Origin of the sequence: Micropruina sonneratiae (assembly GCF_025972045.1) — a bacterium.
Lineage (GTDB): Bacteria > Actinomycetota > Actinomycetes > Propionibacteriales > Propionibacteriaceae > Micropruina > Micropruina sonneratiae.
This window is the reverse complement of sequence record NZ_JAPDHX010000005.1, coordinates 18,172-32,116: the sequence shown is the minus strand read 5'-3', so window position 1 is coordinate 32,116 and position 13,945 is coordinate 18,172. Positions and strand designations below refer to the sequence as shown.

Here is a 13,945-nt window from a genome sequence, read left to right as displayed (position 1 = left end):
GCGCGTTCAGCCGGGCAGGCCCAGCACCGCGACCAGGAAGTTCGAGTCCTCGGTGAAGCGGCGCAGGTCCCAGGTCGAGAACGCCTGCTGCAACTCCAGGCCGGACGCCGCCGCGTCGGTGACGAAGTCGCCGAAGTCGTAGCCACGGCCGGCCCCGAAGCCGACGACGGCGCGCCCCTGCGGTGCCAACCGGGCGGCGAACCCCGCCAGGATCGGACGCCGGGTCTCGGGGTGCACGAAGCCCATCACGTTGCCGGCGCACAGGATCGCGTCGAACGACTGGGGCCACGCCTCGGGCAGCTCGAAGCCGGTCAGATCGGCGGCCAGGTAGTGCGGCCCCGGCTCGGCCCGCTCCGCCTCGGCGATCAGGGCGGGGTCGAGGTCGACGCCCACCACCCGGTGCCCGGCGCGGTGCAGGTACCCGCAGTGCCGGCCGGGACCGCACCCGGCGTCCAGCACGGCCGAGTTCCGCCCCACCATGGCATCGATCAGCCGGGCCTCGCCGACCAGGTCGTTGCCCTGGGCGGCGAGCATGGCGAAGCGGTCGATGTAGCGCTGGGAATGTCCGGGGTCGCGGGCGATGATCTGGGCCCACTGGCTGGGGGGATACACGAGCCTCCGACAGGATTCGAACCCGCGACCATCCGCTTACAAGGCGGGCGCTCTACCAACTGAGCTACGGAGGCGTCGGCCGGACGCCCGGCCGGCCACCATTGTGCCGTACCGGCGCCGACCGCGCCGACCGGGATCCCGGTCAAGCCCGGGATGACGGTTCGGTCCGGCGGGCTGGGGATCGGTTCGATCCGGCAAGCCGGGGACAACGGTCCGGTGCGGCGGCGGGGTTGCCGTCAGCGGATGCCCGAGGACGCGCCGTACAACTCGGCGGTGCCCTCGGCGTACACGTCCCGCTCGTCGGCGGCCAGGAAGGCCGCCCGGCCGCGGGGGAGTTCCATCCGCGAGCTGCCGTTGTCGAGCACGCAGAAGCCGTCGATGGCCAGCACGATCCGCGCCGAGCCCCGGCCGGGCACCCGGACACGGCCGGTGGTGCTGTCGACCCGCATCCGCCAGGCCTCGAACTCGCTGCACGGCGTCTCGTACTTGAGTACGCCGGGCCGGGTCTGCCGCGGTAGCAGGATCTCCGGCAGCCACGGGTTGAAGTCGACCACGGTGACCAGTTCGGAGACGTCGATGTGCTTGCTGGTCAGGCCGCCGCGGATGACGTTGTCCGAGTTGGCCATGATCTCGACCCCGGTGCCCCGCAGGTGGGCGTGCATCATGCCGGCCGGCACGAACAGCGCCTCACCCGGGGCGAGTTTGATGCGGTTCATCAGCAACGCGGCCAGAATGCCGGGGTCGCCGGGGAACACGGCGTCGAGCTCGATCGCGGTGCGGGCGAAGTCGCCGAGCTCGCCGTCGTCGTCGCGGTGGTGCATCGCCGCAGAGACCGCCTCGTCGACGAGGTGTCGGCGGCTCTCGCCCAGGCTGAGCACGTCCAGGAACACTTCGGCGAGCGCGGCCGGGCCCTTGCGTTCGGTCAGCGGCCCGATCACCGACTGCAGTTCGCTGGCCACTCCCATCGCGGTGAACAGCTCGGCCGTCTCGAGGGGGTCGCGGAAGCCGGCCAGGCTGTGGAAGGTGTCCAGCGCGATCATGATCTCCGGCTTGGGCCAGCTGTCCTTGTAGGTCCGCTCCGGGGCATCCAGCGGGATGCCGTCGCGGGACTCGCGGGCGAAGCCCTCGATGGCCTGCTCGCGGGACGGGTGCGCCTGGATCGACAGGGCGTGCCGGGCCGACAGCAGCTTCATCAGGTACGGCAACTGCTCGCCGAACGCCTCGCGGCTGCGCTTGCCCAGCACGGTGGGCCCCGACGCGATGTGGTCGACGAGGGTTCCGTCGTCGAGCAGCGAGGGTGACGAGGTGTGTGCCCCCAGCCAGTACTCGGCGACCGGTGCGTCATCGGCGGGCCGTCCGAGAATGGCGGGGATGGCGTCGCGGGTTCCCCAGGCGTACCGCTGCACGGTGCCGCTGAGTCGCTGCATCTATCGTCCTCGTGTCGATCGGGGCTGGGCTGAGCCGCCCTCGTCGGCGGCTGAAAAGGCACCAACACTCTAGCCGACCGCCCCGCTGACCCCTGCTCGGGGCGTTGGTTCCGAATGCCGGCCCCTTCGGTCCGCACGTCGGGCGAATGACAGCCGTGTGATTTCGACCTAGAATCGGCACCATGACCGAGCCCGTCGCCCACCAGACGGCCCAGCTGAGCGAGCGAGGGGCCGCGATCCTCGAATTCGAGAAGCAGTGGTGGTCGTTCTCCGGCACCAAGGAGGCCGAGATCCGCGAGCGGTTCGACGTGTCGGCGCCACGCTACTACCAGCTGCTCAACGAACTCATCGACACCCCCGAGGCGCTCGCCCACGACCCGCTGCTGGTCAAGCGGTTGCGCCGCCAGCGTGCGGCCCGTCAGAAGGAGCGCTCGGCCAAGCGGCTGGGCTTCTCGATCAAGGTCTGAGCGCGGCGCAGCAGCAGGCGGAAGCCGGCGTTGCTGACCGGCGCCTCCAGGTAGCTGCCGCGGGCCAGTCCCGCCCCGCGTTCGAACCAATTGCCGGACGCCACATCGCCCCGCCGCAGCCACGACCAGGCCGAGGCCACGGCGTACAGCGGCAGGAACGGCAGCCCCCCGCAGTAGAACCACTGCCAGGCGTGGGCGTCCTCGTGATCGAGCAGTTCGCCGTTGCCGCGCTGCAGCGACTCGAAGTCGGACGCCGTCAACACCACGTTGCCGACGGTGAACGCGCCGGGCCGGGGGAACCGCAGCCGGTAGCCCTCGGCGAGGATCAGCCCCCTCGGCCCCGGACGCCGGCGCGCGCGCCCCGCCCGGCAGGCCAGCAGGCCCAGCGCGGTGGAGCCGTTCAGCAGGTTGCCGGTGCGCCGCACCCGCAACCACCGCTCGGCCACGGGGCGATGCGATGTGCCTGGCATGAGGGCAGTGTGCCGCGGCTCACCAGCCGCCGCCACCGCCACCGCCCATGCCGCCGCCGGAGGAGCCGCCGCCGGAGGAGCCGGAACTGAACGAACTGGAGCCGCCGCTCCAACTGGAGCCGCCGCCACCCCAGCCGCCGCCGCTGTCGTCGTTGCGCGAGGTGGCCCAGTTGTCGAACGCCTCGCCGATGCCATGCCCGACGCCCGACACCCAACCCTCACCCCAGGCCGGCCGGGAATCCCAGAAGCTGTGCGTGTCGTCACGCCGCGAGTAGTACTGCTGGGAACTGTCGGCCCAGCCCGCGGCCAGGGCGAGCGCCGGAAACTCGGACGGCCGCTCCTTCTGCTCGGGCACGAGGTCGTAGAGGTTGCCGAGGGCCTGCCGCCAGGTGTCCTCGGCCCCGAAGATGATCGCGTACGGCAGCAACGGCTCGTACAGCTTCACCAGGCTGCCGTCGTCGGGTCCGGAGACGCGTGGGGCGTCCACCGCGTTCTGCATCCAGGCGATCCGGTCGGCCTCGGCCATGGTGACGAAGCGGTGCAGCCCCGCGAGCTGGTCGCGCAGCGCCCGGCCCTGGTCGGTCAGCCCGCCCAGGGTCGGGTAGTAGTGCGCGGCGGCCACCAGCAGCATGACGGCGAGCAGCCCGCAGCCCAGGAACGGCCACAGCAGGCCGTTCAGGCCGACGCCGATCTGCAGCCAGCCGAAGCCGATGACCGCCACGTAGCCGACCACGAACAGGCTGGTGCCCAGCCAGCTGGCCTTGCGCAACCCGCTGGACATCAGCAGGTCGTGCCGCATCCGCGACGCCTCGGCGATGTCGTGGGAGGTCACATTGCCGAGGCCGACCGAACGTCCGCCGCCGAACAGCTTCTCGCAGATGTCGTCGACGGCGGCGTCGATGTGCTCGACGTCGGTGAGCTGGACGCGCAGCTCGCGCGCCGCCGTCCGTTCCCCGCGGGAGAGCCGCTCGCGGGGCTGCGGCGCGGTGCCGATCGGTGGCGCATCGCCGGTGATCGTGGCGTGACCGTCCAGCACCAGTTGGGTGAGCTGGGCGGCCGCGCCGCGCTCGGGCAGCCCCAGGAAGTCCGCTGCCAGGATGGGCTGGACGTCGTCGGGCGGCGTGTAGCGGATCTCCGCGTCGTCGCGGTCCAGAAGGCTGCGCAGCCTGCGGTGCCGCACGAACAGGGCCAGCGCCAGGATCAGCGCCGCCCCGATCGGCATCGCCGCCACGCCGATCCAGCCCAGGCTGCCCGACGCCCCGGGAACCGCCTCGGCGACCGTGCCCTGGGCGAAGCCGACGGCGAACGTCAGGTTCTCCCGGGGTCCCAGTGCGACCCCCTGGGTGATGAAGGTGTTGCCGCTGCGACCGATCTCACACCGCTGGGTGGAGCCGGCCGGGCCGTAGTAGCAGGCCGCCTCGTTGAGCAGGCCGCCGGCCAGGTCGTCCGCGACGGTCAACGTGGCCTGCACGCGACCGAACTTCTGCAGCCATCCGGTGCCGTTGACGTCGAGGTAGATCTCCTGCCGGTCACCCTGCTGCACCATCGCGTTGCCGATCGTGTAGCGGATGATGTAGTTCACCTGGCCGTAGACGTAGGTGCTGGCGCTGCCGATCCGCAGCACGATGTCGGAACCGTCGGTGCGTCGGGTGAAGGTGACGCGTTTGCCGCTGGCGTCGGTGACGGTGAAGTCGCTGAGCCGGATGCTCTCGCCGCGGTAGCTGGACGGCAGCCGGCGCTCGATGCCGTGGTTGGTGTAGCGCCGGGGGAAGTTGGCGGTGATCTTCTCGGTGACGTCGATCGCGAGACTGTCACCGTCGCGTCTGGCTTCGTAGTTGGCGACGAAGCTCGGGATGGTGAACTGGTCGGTCGATGAGGCCGGTTCGGTGATGCCGGCGCGGAAGGCGTCGATCATCAGCGGGACGAGCATCAGCAGGAGCCACCCGAGCGGATAGGCGATCCAGCGTGAGGTCTTGGCGAACACGACCACAGGCTAGGTGAGACGCGGTTCGATCCGGCCACCAATCGTTTGCACTCGCCATGGTCGAGTGCTAAACATGGTGTTAGCACTCTCGTCATGAGAGTGCCACCCAAGTCAGATCGGTGAGGCTCACCCGAGCCGTCCGTCGCGGGCATCGACGCTGACTCCCCACATTGACTAACCGTGGGGCCCCGGCCCCACCGAATGCGAAGGATTGCCTGTCCAGATGGCAAAACTGATCGAATTCAACGTTGAGGCGCGCCGCGGCCTCGAGCGGGGCATGAACACCCTCGCCGACGCGGTGAAGGTGACGCTCGGCCCCAAGGGCCGCAACGTCGTGCTGGAGAAGAAGTGGGGCGCCCCCACCATCACCAACGACGGCGTCTCCATCGCCAAGGAGATCGAACTCGAGGACCCCTACGAGAAGATCGGCGCCGAGCTGGTCAAGGAGGTCGCCAAGAAGACCGACGACGTCGCCGGTGACGGCACCACCACGGCCACCGTGCTGGCCCAGGCGATGGTCCGCGAGGGCCTGCGCAACGTCACCGCCGGTGCCAACCCGATGGGCCTGAAGAAGGGCATCGAGAAGGCCGTCTCCGCGATCGTCGAGCAGCTGGCCGCCCAGGCCACCGACGTCGAGACCAAGGAGCAGATCGCGGCCACCGCGTCCATCTCCGCGGCCGACCCGACGGTCGGCGACATCATCGCCGAGGCGATGGACAAGGTCGGCAAGGAGGGCGTGATCACGGTCGAGGAGTCCAACACCTTCGGGCTGGACCTCGAACTGACCGAGGGCATGCGCTTCGACAAGGGCTACATCTCGCCCTACTTCGTCACCGATCCCGAGCGCATGGAGGCCGTCCTGGACGACCCCTACGTGCTGATCGTGAACAGCAAGGTCTCGTCGCTGAAGGACCTGCTGCCGGTGCTCGAGAAGGTCATGCAGTCGGGCAAGCCGCTGCTCGTCATCGCAGAGGACACCGACGGCGAGGCGCTGGCCGGGCTGATCGTGAACAAGATCCGCGGCACCTTCAAGTCCGTCGCCGTCAAGGCCCCGGGCTTCGGCGACCGCCGCAAGGCCATGCTCACCGACATCGCCATCCTCACCGGTGGCCAGGTGATCTCCGAGGAGGTCGGCCTCAAGCTGGACGCCGTCACCCTCGAACTGCTCGGCCGGGCCCGCTCCGTGCTGGTCACCAAGGACGAGACCACGATCATCGAGGGCGCCGGCGACTCCGAGCAGATCGCCGGACGGGTCTCGCAGATCCGCAAGGAGATCGAGAACTCCGACTCCGACTACGACCGCGAGAAGCTGCAGGAGCGGCTGGCCAAGCTGGCCGGCGGCGTTGCGGTGATCAAGGTCGGCGCGGCCACCGAGGTCGAGCTCAAGGAGCGCAAGCACCGCATCGAGGACGCCGTCCGCAACGCGAAGGCGGCCGTCGAGGAGGGCATCGTGTCCGGCGGTGGCGTGGCGCTGCTGCAGGCCGCCAAGACCGTCGACCTCTCCGGCCTGGCCGGTGACGAGGCCGTCGGGGCGCAGATCGTGCTCGGCGCATGCTCGGCTCCGCTGAAGCAGATCGCCTCCAACGCCGGCCTCGAGGGCGGCGTGGTGGCCGAGAAGGTGGGCAATCTGCCCGCCGGCCAGGGCCTCAACGCGGCCACCGGCGAGTACGTCGAGATGCTGTCCAGCGGCATCATCGACCCGGCCAAGGTGACCCGCTCGGCGCTGCAGAACGCGGCCTCGATCGCGGCCCTGTTCCTCACCACCGAGGCCGTCATCGCCGACAAGCCGGAGAAGGCTCCGGCCATGCCGGCCGGTGGCGACGGCGGCATGGGCGGCATGGACTTCTGATCCGGCCGCGCAACCCGCAGCACCCGTAACATCCCGCAGGGGCCGGACGCCACGGCGTCCGGCCCCTGCGGCGTTGCCGGACCCCCGCGGGAATACCGAACCCCCTTCGGGGGCTGGTACAGGGGTGAGCATGGACGAGCAGCGTGACCGGCGCAGTGCGGTGGGCTTCAGGTCGGACCGTGGCAGGGTGCTGATGGCGCTGATGCTGTCCACCGGCCTGATCGCGATCGACGCCACCATTCTGGCCACCGCGGTGCCGTCGGTGGTCGCCGACCTGGGCGAGTTCGAGCAGTTCCCGTGGCTGTTCTCGGTGTATCTGCTGGCCCAGGCGGTCTCGGTGCCGATCTACTCCAAGCTGGCCGACACCGTCGGCCGCAAGCCGATCATCCTGCTCGGCGTCGCCCTGTTCCTGGTTGGGTCGGCACTGGCCGTGCTGGCCTGGAACATGAGCTCGCTGATCGCCTTCCGGGTGATTCAGGGGCTGGGTGCCGGCGCCACCGCCCCGATGGCGATGACCATCGTCGGCGACCTGTACAGCGTCGCCGAGCGGGCGGTGGTGCAGGGCTACATCGCCAGCGTGTGGGCGGTGGCCTCGGTGGTCGGCCCCGCACTCGGCGGGGTGTTCTCGCAGTTCGCGTCGTGGCGGTGGATCTTCGGCGTGAACATCCCGCTGTGCCTGCTGGCCGGCTGGGCGCTGATCCGGTTCTACGCCGAGCGTGTGGAGCGTCGGCGGCACCGCATCGACTACGCCGGTGCGGCCCTGCTCACCCTGGGCCTGACCGCGGTCATCCTGGCGCTGCTCGAGGGCGGCAACGCCTGGGCGTGGGTCTCATGGCAGAGCCTCGTCAGTTTCGCCCTCGGTGTGGTCGCGCTGGCCTGGTTCGCGCTGGTCGAGCGCCGTGCCGCCGAGCCGATCCTCGACCTGGCCATCCTGGCCCGGCCGCTGATCCGCACCACCACGCTGCTGTCGCTGGGGGTCGGGGGGCTGCTGATCGGGGTGACCAGCTTCGTCCCCACCTACCTGGAGAACGCGCTCGGCGTAGTGCCGCTGGTGTCCGGGGCGGCGGTCGCCGCGCTCACCCTGGGCTGGCCGCTGTCGGCGTCCGTCGCCGGACGGCTGTACCTGCGTCGCGGCTACCGCACCACGATCCTGGCCGGCTGCCTGGTCGCGCTGCTGGGCAGTGTCGGCCTGGCGGTGATCGGGCCGTCGCCGAACCCGTGGACGGTGGCCGCCGCCTGCTTCGTGATCGGCTTCGGCCTGGGCTGGGTGGCCGCGCCGTCACTGATCGCCGCGCAGGCGTCCGTGGACTGGAACGAGCGGGGCGTCGTCACCGGGGTGAACGTCTTCGCGAGGTCCGCCGGCAGTGCGGTGGGGGTGGCGGTCTTCGGTGCGATCGCCACCAACGTCATCGCGGCCGGACGCGGCGAACACGACTACACCACCATCGTGGCGGCCTCGACGTGGGTGTTCGTGGCGGTGGCGGTGGTCGCGGCCGGCACCCTGCTGGCCGGCCTGCGGATGCCCCGCGGTGGCGTCGACTCCGAGGCCTACGCCGCCGAGCCCGAACCGTCCCCGGGCTGAGCCCGAGCGCGCCCCAGCGTGTCCGGGGCGCACGGCGAGCGGGTGCGGCCATGATGGGGGCCATGAGCGGGCTGCTCGAAGTGATCGCGTTGCATGCGGCGGACGCCGAGCGCGCGGAGGCGGGCGGCGCCGACCGGGTGGAACTGTGCGGCACCCTCGACGAGGGTGGCCTGTCGCCCGAGCCCGACCTGGTCGCGAAGGTGCGGGCCGCCACCTCGATCCAGCTGCGGGTGATGCTGCGGCTGCGAGCCGGGTTCGGCACCGACGGCGGCGAGGCGGTCCGGTTGAAGGGCCTGATCGGCAGCTATGCGGACGCGGGCGCCGACGGCCTGGTGCTCGGCTTCCTGAACGGGCTCGGCGAGGTGGACGCCCAGGTCGTCGGCGAACTGGTCGCCGACGGCGACTGGCCGTGGACGTTCCACCGTGCGATCGACTCGTGCCTCTACCCCGATCGGGGCTGGGCACTGCTGAAGCGGCTGCCGCGGCTCGACCAGGTGCTCACCGCCGGGTCGCCGCGCGGCCTGGAGTTCGGTCTGGACGACGTGCTCACCCGGGCCAAGGCCGACCCGTGGCAGGCCGGGGTGATCATGGCCGGTGGCGGCCTGCACCCCGACCACGTGCCGTGGCTGGCCCGGGCCGGCGTCCGGGCGTTCCACATCGGTTCGGCGGCGCGGCCGCAGGGCTCGTACAAGGCGTACGTGGACGTCGAGCTGGTCGGTTCCTGGCGCCGGCTGATCGACACCGAGGTCAGGCACGCGTCCTAGTCGTCGCCGTCCCAGTCGTTCCAGTGCTCGGTGGGTTCGACGTGCACCACCGTCACCGTGCCGGGCAGCACCCGTTCGATCTCGGCCTCGACGAGGTCGGCCAGGTCGTGCGAGCGGGCCACCGTCCACTCGCCGGGCACCGTCAGGGTGGCCTGCACGAAGCGCTGGCGGCCGGACTCGCGGGTGCGCAGGTCGATCACGTGCACCCGTGGATCGTGGGTCAACGGCTGCAGGGCGCTCTGGATGAGCGCCACCTCCTCGGGCGGCAGGGTGGCGTCGAGCAGGCCCACCACCGAGCGCCGGACCAGCCCGACCCCGGTGAAGGTGATGTTGACGCCGACGGCGAGGGCGATCAGCGGATCCAGCCAGTAGATGTGGGTGAGGCCCACCACGATGATGCCGAGCAGGACGCCGACCGACGTCCACACGTCCGTCATCAGGTGCTTCCCGTCGGCCTCGAGGGTGATGGACCGGTGGCGGCGTCCGGCCCGGATCAGGATCAGCCCGGTGACCAGGTTGCCGACGGACGCCACCGCGGCCAGAACCACGCCCAGGCTGATGCTGTCCAGCGGGATCGGGTTCAGGAAGCGGTTGATCGCGCTCACGATGATTGCCACCGCGGCCACCACGATCAACGTGCCCTCCACCGCGGCCGACAGGTATTCGGCCTTGCCATGACCGAAGTCGTGGTTGTGGTCGGCGGGTTTGGCCGAGAGCCGCATAGCCCACAGCGCCACGCCGGCGGCCAGCAGGTTGACGGTCGACTCGAGGGCGTCCGACCACAGGCCGACCGAACTCGTCACGACAGCCGCCGTGGCCTTGAGCACGACGGTGACGACCGCGGTGGCCAGCGAGAGCCAGAGGAACCGTTCCAGGAAGCGACCCTCGACGGGGGCGGCAGCGGCGGTCGGGGTGTCGGTCATTGCGCCTTCGGGTCGGGTCAGCCCGCCCAGTTTTGTGGCGAGCCGGACCATTCTAGGGCGAGGCGTTCGCCCAGCTCTCCGGCTTCCACCGTCGACTCCTCGACCACGCCGTCGTCGCGCGGCCAGACGTCGGGGTGATCGGTCAACGCCGGCAGTCCAGCCAGGCCGGCCGGCCACACCTGTTCGCTGCGCTCGTCGAGGCGGTCCAGGGCAAGCCAGTCCCAGGCGGCGATGGTGATCTTCTCCTCGGCGGTGAAGCCGGAGGTGTCCACCGTGAACGGCGTCGGTACCCGCAGCACATAGAACGCTTCGGCCTGGCCGAGCACCTGGTCGGAGTAGCCGTGAATCACGAAGCGCTTCATCACCGGACCGACCAGGTCCTGGGCCGCCACAGCCAGGCCGGTCTCCTCGGCGAGCTCGCGGACGGCGGCCTCCAGCTCGGTTTCGCCCGGATCGGTCCCACCGCCCGGTGTGATCCACCAGTGCAGGCCCGGCACGCCCGGGTCGCTGTCGGAGAACAGCAGCGCCCGTTCGCCGTCGGTGACGACCACCCGCACCGCGCGCCGGCTCCTGGTCGGCCGGGCGTGCGGGTCGACCGCGACGAAGGTACGGGACCGGAACGGCTGCGTCATCAGCCCGGGATGTCGATGGTGGCGACGCTGGAGAAGGTCTCGTCGAGGATGACCAGGGTGACCGGTCCGCGTCCGAGCTCGAAGGCGACCTGGCCGGCGTTGCTCTGGCCGGCCCCGATCGTCTTCATCGCGAGCTGGTTGTCGAGCTGGGCGCCGATGGTCATCATCGTGGCCTCACCGCCGCCGCCGGGCCGGACCATGGTGAGGAACGGGCCGGTGGTGACCGTCCCCGACACTCCCTCGAAGCTCAGGTCGACGACCAGGTAGGACGACCCCTCGCGGGGTGGCAGCAGACCGTTGTCGACCCAGCTGGACCTGGTCACCGTCACGGTCGCCTTGCCGGCGCCGCTGGTGAAGCCGACCTGCTGCTCGATGCCGCCCCCGGTGACGTCGGAACTGTTGGTGGGCTGCGGCTGCTGCGGGGTGCGCACGACACTCGGTTCGCCGGTGGGTGCCCCGGTCGGCGCCGTGCTGGGCGTGGCCTGGACGGTCGGTGTGGCGGACGCCTGGGGAGCGGTCACGGCGGGCAGCAGTTGCCAGGCCAGCAGCCCCAGGATCGCCAGCACGACCACGCCGCCGGCGATCAGCAATCCCCGGCCGCCTCCCCGGCGTCCGCCGCCCGGGGCGGGTGCCAGCGAGGGCGGTCCCCACGGCTGCTGGCTCGGCGGCGCCCACGGGCCGTGGCCCGGTGGCGTCCACTGGTCCTGGCCCGACGGTGCGGAAGGCCCCGGCGGCGCCGCGGAGCCGAACTGCTGGGTGGGCGGGCACTGCGGGGTGGGCCCGTATTGCTGGGTCGGCGGGTACTGCTGGGCCGGCGTTCCGAACTGCTGGGTGGGCGGGTACTGCTGCGCGCCGAATCGCTGGGTCGGTTCGTGGTCGGGCGAGGATTGGCCCTGCTGATCCGGGCGAGTGCCGGGGGACGGGGTCTGCGGTGAGGGCGCCGAACCCTGCGGGCCGTCGAAATCGGGCTGCCCGGGGCCCGGCTGCCCCAGTCCGGAGGATGCGTTCATGGCTTCCTTGCTCAGTCGGCTCAGTAGGGACGCTGCGGGGGTTCGTTGGCGCGGATGCCGGCACCCACCTGGAACAGGATCACGATCGGCAGCACCCAGCACGCCACCTGCGCCCAGCCGGACAGCACCGACCACACGTTGTCGAACTCGAAGTCGGAACCGAGCAGGGACAGCACCGCGATCGCGGCGAGGATGCCGCCCGTCCAGGCGAACAACCGGCGCACCTGCCGCAGGCGGTACTTCACCCGGGCGGCGAGCAGGGACGCCACCGCCAGCATCACGATGGACAGCGGGTTGATCAGCGCCCCGATGATCAGCGGGATGATCACGCCCGGGGTGGCGCCGTTCCACATCTGGGCGATGGTCACCGTCTGGTCGGGGGATTGCCAGTGCTGCTGCGGGGGTGGGGCGAACCAGTCCGGCGTGCCCGGTTGCGGGAACCCGCCGGCGGCCGGGCCGGTCGGCGGCGGAAAGCCGGCAACGCTCGTGGGGGCCGGGTAGCTCGGCGCTGTCGTGGGCGCCGGGAAGCTGGGCGCGGTCGTGGGCGGCGGGAAGGCCGGCCCGGCAGCCGGTGCGGCCGGCGAGCCCGTCCCGGCGGCGGCCGCGGCGCCGACCGGCGCGGAGGTGCTGAGCGGCTGGTCCGGCGTCCACCCCGGTCGCTGCAGGGTGCCCGCGGCGGAGTGTGCCGAGCCCCACGCGGAGCCGGCGGAGACCGCCGAGCCGACCGTGCTGAACTCGGCGCGCGGGTCGCGGGGTTCGACCCCCGAGCGGGGGACCAGCTCGGCCAACGGCTGGACGGGAGCCTGGGGCGGCTGCCAGTCGGGCTGGGCGACCGGCGCGCCCGCGGCAGGGTTGGCCACCACCGGCGGTACCTCCAGCGGTTCCGCCGCAGGGGTTTCGAAGGCGCTCGGTCGGTCCAGGGGCGCGTACTCGGGCCCGTCCGTCCAGTTCGCCATGCGGTCATGATAGTCACCGGGCCGGTTCCGATAGGCTGGGGGATCGCGGAGCTGAGCGCCGTCACATCGGCGTGTCCGCAGCAGGGTTTTCGAAACAGGAGTCAGTCATGCCCACAGGCAAGGTTCGTTACTACGACGCGGAGAAGGGATTCGGCTTCCTCTCCAAGGACGAGGGGGGCGACGACGTCTACGTCCGCTCGTCGGCCCTGCCCGCCGGCGTGACCAGCCTCAAGCGTGGCCAGAAGGTCGAGTTCGGGATCATCGACGGCAAACGTGGTGAGCAGGCGCTGAGCGTCCAGTTGCTGGAGGCCCCGCCGTCGCTGTCGAAGGCGTCCCGCAAGTCACCCGACGCGATGGCCGTGATCGTCGAGGACCTGATCAAGATGCTCGACGGGATCGGCAACGGCTACCGCCGCGGCCGCCACCCCGACCCCAAGGTGGCCGGCAAGGTGGCCGCGGTGCTGCGCGCGGTGGCCGACGAGCTGGAGCTCTGAGCGTGCCCGCCGCCGACGTGCTGGACCGGGCCTGCGCGGACGCCGTCGACCTGGCCAGGACGGCGGCCGTCCACCGTGCCGGCGTGATGGGCGTCGGCGAGCACCTGGGCGTGTTCGCCGAGGACGTCCGGGTGGCCACCCACCTGTTCGCCTGCACCCACCCCGGCTACCCGGGCTGGGCCTGGCAGGTGACGGTGGCGCGTGCCTCGCGGGCCAAGGTGGTGACCGTCGACGAGGTCACCCTGATGCCCGGGGACGGGGCCCTGCTGTCGCCGCGGTGGGTGCCGTGGGCCGAACGGATCGGTGCCGGCGACCTCGCTCCCGGCGTCATCATGCCGACCCCGGACGACGACCCGCGGGTGGAGCCCGGCTTCACCGCCGCCGACCTGCCCCCGGACGCCGACCCGGCCGAGTGGTCGCAGACCAGGGCCGTGGTGGCAGAGCTGGGACTGGGTCGCGAGCGGGTGCTCTCGCCGTACGGCCGTGACGAGGCGGTGGAGCGCTGGATCACCGGGGACGGTGGTCCCGACAACGCGATGACCGCTCAGGCGCCGGCACACTGCGAGACCTGCGCGTACTTCGTGGCGCTGTCCGGCCCGCTCGGCCGGCTGTTCGGTGCCTGCGCCAACCAGTTCTCACCCAGCGACGCGCAGGTGGTGAGTCGCGACCACGGCTGCGGGGGGCACTCCGACACGGTCGAGGCCGGCCACCCCGAGGTGCCGGCCGCCCCGGTGTGGGACACCGTGACCGTCGACACCAGCATCTTCTGAGTCGG

The 13,945-nt window shown here is 71.4% G+C and carries 14 protein-coding genes and 1 tRNA gene; 6 read left to right on the top strand and 9 right to left on the bottom strand.

Features of this window, described 5'->3' with window-relative positions; translation table 11 throughout:
- Positions 1-6 precede the first annotated feature (6 nt).
- The 3 genes from OIE40_RS13120 to manA all read right to left on the bottom strand — a co-directional run bounded on the left by OIE40_RS13120 (position 7) and on the right by manA (position 2,039).
- Complete coding sequence (locus OIE40_RS13120; RefSeq protein WP_264702941.1) at positions 7-612, bottom strand: class I SAM-dependent methyltransferase; 606 nt, start codon at positions 610-612, stop codon at positions 7-9.
- Position 613: 1 nt separating this feature from the next.
- A tRNA-Thr gene (locus OIE40_RS13115) sits at positions 614-686 on the bottom strand.
- 162 nt (positions 687-848) lie between these two features.
- Entirely contained in the window at positions 849-2,039 is a 1,191-nt protein-coding gene (manA, locus tag OIE40_RS13110; RefSeq protein WP_264702940.1) for a mannose-6-phosphate isomerase, class I, read from the bottom strand.
- 182 nt (positions 2,040-2,221) lie between these two features.
- Here manA and OIE40_RS13105 point away from each other — a divergent pair, with 182 nt between their 5' ends.
- A complete protein-coding gene (locus tag OIE40_RS13105; protein WP_264702939.1) occupies positions 2,222-2,506 on the top strand; it encodes a DUF3263 domain-containing protein in 285 nt (94 codons plus the stop codon).
- Here OIE40_RS13105 and OIE40_RS13100 read toward each other — a convergent pair.
- Both OIE40_RS13100 and OIE40_RS13095 read right to left on the bottom strand, forming a co-directional pair.
- A complete protein-coding gene (locus OIE40_RS13100; protein WP_264702938.1) occupies positions 2,458-2,976 on the bottom strand; it encodes a hypothetical protein in 519 nt (172 codons plus the stop codon). The genes OIE40_RS13105 and OIE40_RS13100 overlap by 49 nt on opposite strands.
- A gap of 19 nt (positions 2,977-2,995) precedes the next feature.
- Entirely contained in the window at positions 2,996-4,960 is a 1,965-nt protein-coding gene (locus tag OIE40_RS13095; RefSeq protein WP_264702937.1) for a DUF2207 domain-containing protein, read from the bottom strand.
- 223 nt (positions 4,961-5,183) lie between these two features.
- On the opposite strand from OIE40_RS13095, the gene groL reads away from it, so the two are divergent.
- The 3 genes from groL (at position 5,184) to OIE40_RS13080 (ending at position 9,155) form a co-directional block, all read left to right on the top strand.
- Positions 5,184-6,809 carry a chaperonin GroEL gene (gene groL / locus OIE40_RS13090; RefSeq protein ID WP_264702936.1) on the top strand — a complete coding sequence of 542 codons (1,626 nt, stop codon included), beginning with the start codon at positions 5,184-5,186 and terminating at the stop codon, positions 6,807-6,809.
- Positions 6,810-6,939: 130 nt separating this feature from the next.
- Entirely contained in the window at positions 6,940-8,391 is a 1,452-nt protein-coding gene (locus OIE40_RS13085) for an MFS transporter (RefSeq protein WP_264702934.1), read from the top strand.
- 62 nt (positions 8,392-8,453) lie between these two features.
- Entirely contained in the window at positions 8,454-9,155 is a 702-nt protein-coding gene (locus OIE40_RS13080; RefSeq protein WP_264702932.1) for a copper homeostasis protein CutC, read from the top strand.
- On the opposite strand, the gene OIE40_RS13075 is transcribed toward OIE40_RS13080, so the two are convergent.
- The 4 genes from OIE40_RS13075 to OIE40_RS13060 are packed head-to-tail and all read right to left on the bottom strand — an operon-like array spanning position 9,152 to position 12,676.
- Positions 9,152-10,078: a cation diffusion facilitator family transporter gene (locus OIE40_RS13075; protein WP_264702931.1), complete on the bottom strand. Its 927-nt coding sequence runs from the start codon at positions 10,076-10,078 to the stop codon at positions 9,152-9,154. The two genes, OIE40_RS13080 and OIE40_RS13075, sit on opposite strands and share 4 nt — an antisense overlap.
- Positions 10,079-10,095: 17 nt before the next feature.
- A complete protein-coding gene (locus OIE40_RS13070; RefSeq protein WP_264702929.1) occupies positions 10,096-10,710 on the bottom strand; it encodes an NUDIX hydrolase in 615 nt (204 codons plus the stop codon).
- Entirely contained in the window at positions 10,710-11,720 is a 1,011-nt protein-coding gene (locus tag OIE40_RS13065; RefSeq protein WP_264702927.1) for a DUF4352 domain-containing protein, read from the bottom strand. Before OIE40_RS13065 ends, OIE40_RS13070 begins: the two co-directional genes overlap by 1 nt.
- 20 nt (positions 11,721-11,740) lie before the next feature.
- A complete protein-coding gene (locus OIE40_RS13060) occupies positions 11,741-12,676 on the bottom strand; it encodes a hypothetical protein (RefSeq protein WP_264702925.1) in 936 nt (311 codons plus the stop codon).
- Between the two features lie 107 nt (positions 12,677-12,783).
- Between OIE40_RS13060 and OIE40_RS13055 the strand changes: the two genes are divergently transcribed.
- Positions 12,784-13,170 carry a cold-shock protein gene (locus OIE40_RS13055; RefSeq protein ID WP_264702923.1) on the top strand — a complete coding sequence of 129 codons (387 nt, stop codon included), beginning with the start codon at positions 12,784-12,786 and terminating at the stop codon, positions 13,168-13,170.
- 2 nt (positions 13,171-13,172) lie between these two features.
- Entirely contained in the window at positions 13,173-13,940 is a 768-nt protein-coding gene (locus OIE40_RS13050) for a DUF3027 domain-containing protein (RefSeq protein ID WP_264702922.1), read from the top strand.
- The last annotated feature ends 5 nt before the right edge of the window (positions 13,941-13,945 follow it).

What these genes read in the sequence shown, in the direction of transcription:
- groL (WP_264702936.1), top strand. Translation starts at nt 5,184, where the DNA reads ATGGCAAAACTGATCGAATTCAACGTTGAGGCGCGCCGCGGCCTCGAG.
- OIE40_RS13070 (WP_264702929.1), bottom strand. Translation starts at nt 10,710, where the DNA reads ATGACGCAGCCGTTCCGGTCCCGTACCTTCGTCGCGGTCGACCCGCAC.
- OIE40_RS13055 (WP_264702923.1), top strand. Translation starts at nt 12,784, where the DNA reads ATGCCCACAGGCAAGGTTCGTTACTACGACGCGGAGAAGGGATTCGGC.
- OIE40_RS13065 (WP_264702927.1), bottom strand. Translation starts at nt 11,720, where the DNA reads ATGAACGCATCCTCCGGACTGGGGCAGCCGGGCCCCGGGCAGCCCGAT.
- OIE40_RS13060 (WP_264702925.1), bottom strand. Translation starts at nt 12,676, where the DNA reads ATGGCGAACTGGACGGACGGGCCCGAGTACGCGCCCCTGGACCGACCG.
- OIE40_RS13080 (WP_264702932.1), top strand. Translation starts at nt 8,454, where the DNA reads ATGAGCGGGCTGCTCGAAGTGATCGCGTTGCATGCGGCGGACGCCGAG.
- OIE40_RS13085 (WP_264702934.1), top strand. Translation starts at nt 6,940, where the DNA reads ATGGACGAGCAGCGTGACCGGCGCAGTGCGGTGGGCTTCAGGTCGGAC.
- OIE40_RS13105 (WP_264702939.1), top strand. Translation starts at nt 2,222, where the DNA reads ATGACCGAGCCCGTCGCCCACCAGACGGCCCAGCTGAGCGAGCGAGGG.
- OIE40_RS13100 (WP_264702938.1), bottom strand. Translation starts at nt 2,976, where the DNA reads ATGCCAGGCACATCGCATCGCCCCGTGGCCGAGCGGTGGTTGCGGGTG.
- manA (WP_264702940.1), bottom strand. Translation starts at nt 2,039, where the DNA reads ATGCAGCGACTCAGCGGCACCGTGCAGCGGTACGCCTGGGGAACCCGC.
- OIE40_RS13075 (WP_264702931.1), bottom strand. Translation starts at nt 10,078, where the DNA reads ATGACCGACACCCCGACCGCCGCTGCCGCCCCCGTCGAGGGTCGCTTC.